This is a genomic window from Ruegeria sp. BE10, from assembly GCF_056538905.1.
In genome coordinates, this window is the sequence record NZ_JBQFTX010000018.1 from 1 (window position 1) to 4,325 (window position 4,325).

Here is a 4,325-nt window from a genome sequence, read left to right on the forward strand (position 1 = left end):
TCAGATCACCCGGTCACGTGGTTCACGGCCTTGGAAAAAGTCACTCAGATTATCGAGAACGCGGAAGCCCATCGCTTCGCGGGCCTCGCGCGTTGCGCTGCCCAGATGCGGCAGCATCACGAGGTTGTCACATTGCAGCAGATCCGGGCTGATGCGGGGCTCGCCGTCGAAGACGTCCAAGGCCGCACCACCGATCATGTCGAACATCAGCGCCTGAATCAGAGCCCATTCATCAATCACCTCGCCGCGCGCAGTGTTGATCAGGAATGCGTCAGGCTTCATCAGGCTCAGTCGGCGCGAGTTGATCAGGTGCCGGTTCGCGGAGCCGCCGGGGCAGTGCAGTGACACAAAATCGCACTGGGGCAAGAGATCATCGATCGTGTCCACCTGTGTTGCGTCGCACTGGCCCAATACGTCCGCGGCCACCTCGCTGCGGTTATAGACGAGGACGTTCATACCGAACCCGTGATGGGCACGGCGAGCCATTTCCTGGCCGATCCGGCCATAACCGATGATGCCCAGCGTCTTGCCGCTGACCTTTGTGCCCACAAGATGCGTCGGCCGCCAGCCGGTCCACTTGCCGGAGCGCAATTCGCGTTCGCCCTCACCTGCCCGGCGCGCAACCATCAGCAGCAACGTCATGGCCAGATCGGCCGTACACTCGGACAGGACATCCGGTGTATTTGTTACCGTCATGCCTAGCTCACGCGCCGAAGGTTCGCAGATATGGCTATAGCCGACCCCATAATTGGCAATGATCTTGGTCTGCGCGCCAGGCACATCCAATGCCTCGGCGCTGAGCGTGTCGGTGACCGTGGGTAGGACAGCATCATAGGTTTTCAACGCCCGCCGGATGTCTGCCGGGGACATTGGCTTGTCCCCGGTATTCAGCACGGCGTTGTAGTTTTCGGCCAGTTGCGCCTCGACGGCGGCAGGCCAGCGACGGGTGACTAAGACCGAAGGTTTAACCATCACGCAGCCTCCATCACTCGTGCGATTGTCTCACCAATCACGGCGGGGTTTTCGGCCACGGTCACACCAGCAGCGGACAGGATTTCAACCTTTTCGCTGGCGCTTTCGCCAAAAGCCGAGATGATCGCACCGGCGTGCCCCATGGTTCGACCTTTGGGGGCGGTCAATCCGGCAACATAAGCAATGACCGGTTTTGTAATGTGATTGCGGATGTATTCCGCGGCTTCAGCTTCCTGCGGACCGCCGATTTCGCCGATCATCGCAATGATGTGGGTATCCTCGTCCTCTTCAAACCGTTGCAGGATATCTTTGAACGAGGACCCGTTGATCGGATCGCCACCGATACCAACACTGGTCGAAACGCCAATGCCACGTTCTTTGAGCTGTGCTGCCGCCTCGTACCCCAGTGTGCCCGAGCGACCAATGATGCCGACATTGCCAGGCAGGTAGATATGGCCCGGCATGATACCCAGCAGAGCCTTACCGGGGCTGATTGTACCGGCGCAGTTCGGTCCAGTCAGAACCATACGTTTTTCTCTGGGATAACGGTACATGTACCGCTTGACCCGGATCATATCCTGCGCCGGGATACCGTCGGTGATACAGACACAGTAGCGAATGCCCGCATCAGCAGCTTCCATGATGGAGTCTGCAGCAAACGGAGGCGGAACAAAGACCAGACTGGCATCCGCGCCAGTTGCCTCAACGGCCTGTTTCACGGTGTCAAACACCGGTACACCTTCAACGGTTTCACCACCCTTGCCGGGAACAACCCCGCCGACAACATTGGTGCCGTAGGCCAGCATATCCTTCGTGTGAAAGCGCGCCATGCGTCCAGTGATGCCCTGAACGATTACGCGGGTGTCGCGGTCGAGAAGAATGCTCATTACACGGCCCTCATCTTGGTGTTTTGGGACAGATCATTCTGCCATGCGCCCACCGCCCGTTCAGCGGCTTCCATCAAAGTGGTGGCGCGGATGATCGGTAGGCCGGATTTGGCGAGAATCTTTTGGCCTTCTTCGACATTCGTACCGGCAAGTCGCACGATGACCGGGATGTCGATATCCAACTCACGCAGCGCCTGCACAACGCCCTCGGCGACCCAGTCGCAGCGGTTAATTCCAGCAAAGATATTGACCAAAACCGCCTGAACGTTCTTGTCGGACAGAACCAGTCGAAAGGCCTTGGCCACGCGCTCGGGTGAGGCACCACCACCGATATCGAGGAAGTTCGCGGGCTCGCCCCCGGCCAGTTTGATCGTGTCCATCGTGGCCATGGCCAGACCAGCGCCGTTCACGATGCAGCCGATATTGCCGTCCAAACCCACATAAGACAGGCCACGGTCCGCCGCGCGGCTTTCACGGGGATCTTCCTGGCTTTTATCCCGAAGTTCAGCGATCTGCGGATGACGGAACAGAGCGTTGTCGTCAAAGCTCATCTTCGCGTCCAATGCCAGCACACGGTCGTCACCAGTGATAACCAATGGATTGATTTCAACCATCGTGGCGTCCAGGTCGCTGAAGGCGGCGTAACAGCCCTGCAACGTCCGTACCATTTGCTGAACCAGACGAGCCTCAAGGCCCAGATTGAAGGCTATCTCGCGGGCCTGGAACTCTTGCAGGCCAACTGCGGGTTCCACGATAGACCGCACGATGCTGTCCGGGCGTTCGGCCGAGATCTCCTCAATCTCCATCCCACCTTCAGACGAAGCCACGATCATCACCCGCTGGCTGGAGCGGTCCAGAACAAAACCAAGATAGATCTCGCGATCAATCGGCACAGCGGACTCGACATAGACACGATAGATGCCTTTACCTTCCGGTCCGGTCTGATGGGTCACCAACTTGCGGCCGAACATCTCGTCACAGGCCTCGTGGATCTCGTTTTCACTGTTACACAGTTTGACGCCACCCGCTTTGCCGCGGCCACCCGCATGGACCTGGGCTTTGACAATCCACTTGTCTCCGCCCAGTTCGCGGGCGCGATAGGCCGCCTGTTCCGGGCTATAGGCCAAGGCACCTGACGGTACGGCGACGCCAAAATTCGAAAGAACTTCTTTCGCCTGGTATTCATGGATATCCATCTGCATTCCTCCCGTTCATGCAGTGCGTTCAAGCAGCGATCGATGTGCCGTAACGGCTTTCGAGCAATGCCTCGATCTCTTCGAAATCGACATTGCCGCCCAGTTCCCTCATGGCTTCGGCAAACAGGCGGACGATCCGGCTGACGGCCTGGCGGTTGAGCTGATTGAGGATGCCGATGCGTACCTGAACCGGCGCGCTGAGCGTCGGCCAGATCCCAAAACCCCTTGCCCGACAGTTCTGCACCAGCTCCATCTCTCGCCCGGCCAGTTCCGGCGGCAGATTCAGCACGACCAGGCTGGGCATGTCAGAAGTCACCTCGCATCCCATGGCCGTAACAGCATCGCGCAGCACGCGTTCATGGGTCTTGTACGAGGCTGACCGTCTGGCCAGACCTTCCTGAAGTGTCAGACGCAGGGACTCATGGAACGCGGCGACTGCGTATCCGGAATGGGTTCTGTGATAGGTTCCCTTTTCGACGTCCTGACCGTCGACAATACCCCAGTGACGCGCCTCGAATAGAGGATTGTGGACATAACTGTAGGCACCCGTCGCTCTGAGGGATTCAATAAAGGCATCTGTAAAGCTGACCGGTGCATAGGTCAGCGGCAGGCAGCACAGGCCCTTCTGCGGGCAGGAGGCCCAACCGGCGATCCCCGGATAGTCATCGATCGAAAAGTCATCGACGCCGAGGGATGAGACCGCATCGACCAGGCCCATCACCCCATGACGCTCGCATGCGTCCGAGAAGCCACGCAGATCATTGACGCGACCCGAACCCGTTTCCCAATGCGCCATAAAGGCCCATTTTGGTTTGTGCTGTTCCAGCGCGGCTTCAACCAGTTCACCAGTGACCGGCTGTCCATGCGGAACATCAACGACCGTTACGCTGGCGGCCTGTGGATCAAGCGGGCTGGCAGCATGCTCCTCGGGCGTGGCCGCCTTGATGCGTAGGGTCAGCGCATCAATGCCGGAAAAGGTGCCGTTGGCAAAGGCCACGACTTTATCACCGGGCATCACGGCGGAGAACATTGTGTCCAATGCGCTCCAGCCGGTACCGGCCACAGCAAAGGTATAGGTGTTATCGGTTCCCCAGATATTGCGCAGCATGTGCTTGCATTCGACCATCCCACGCAAAACGTCGCCCTGCATGTGATCCGCAACCCCGGCATTGGCGAAGGCCTGCAAAACACGAGCATCGGTATTGCCAGGCCCCGGACCAGCAGCCAGTGTCTCGGGGATCTCAAGCGTGGGATAAATCTGAAAAGTCAT

At 58.8% G+C, this 4,325-nt stretch carries 4 protein-coding genes; all 4 read right to left on the reverse strand.

Annotation, left to right across the window (positions count from 1 at the left end):
- Genes ACR0M2_RS20580 through ACR0M2_RS20595 form a run of 4 tightly spaced genes read right to left on the reverse strand, consistent with a single transcriptional unit; the run spans position 1 to position 4,325 of the window.
- Positions 1–972 (reverse strand): 2-hydroxyacid dehydrogenase, encoded by a 972-nt coding sequence (locus tag ACR0M2_RS20580; protein WP_170352144.1) that lies wholly within the window; start codon positions 970–972, stop codon positions 1–3.
- Positions 972–1,859 (reverse strand): succinate--CoA ligase subunit alpha, encoded by an 888-nt coding sequence (sucD, locus tag ACR0M2_RS20585; protein ID WP_170352143.1) that lies wholly within the window; start codon positions 1,857–1,859, stop codon positions 972–974. The genes ACR0M2_RS20580 and sucD overlap by 1 nt, the downstream gene beginning before the upstream one ends.
- The gene (locus ACR0M2_RS20590; protein ID WP_170352142.1) at positions 1,859–3,055 is read right to left on the reverse strand and encodes a malate--CoA ligase subunit beta; all 1,197 of its coding nucleotides are present in this window, start codon (positions 3,053–3,055) and stop codon (positions 1,859–1,861) included. The genes sucD and ACR0M2_RS20590 overlap by 1 nt, the downstream gene beginning before the upstream one ends.
- Positions 3,056–3,083: 28 nt before the next feature.
- Entirely contained in the window at positions 3,084–4,325 is a 1,242-nt protein-coding gene (locus tag ACR0M2_RS20595) for a pyridoxal-phosphate-dependent aminotransferase family protein (RefSeq protein WP_170414991.1), read from the reverse strand.

Coding starts and splice junctions, on each gene's coding strand:
- ACR0M2_RS20590 (WP_170352142.1), bottom strand. CDS start 3,055: ATGGATATCCATGAATACCAGGCGAAAGAAGTTCTTTCGAATTTTGGC.
- sucD (WP_170352143.1), bottom strand. CDS start 1,859: ATGAGCATTCTTCTCGACCGCGACACCCGCGTAATCGTTCAGGGCATC.
- ACR0M2_RS20595 (WP_170414991.1), bottom strand. CDS start 4,325: ATGACTTTTCAGATTTATCCCACGCTTGAGATCCCCGAGACACTGGCT.
- ACR0M2_RS20580 (WP_170352144.1), bottom strand. CDS start 972: ATGGTTAAACCTTCGGTCTTAGTCACCCGTCGCTGGCCTGCCGCCGTC.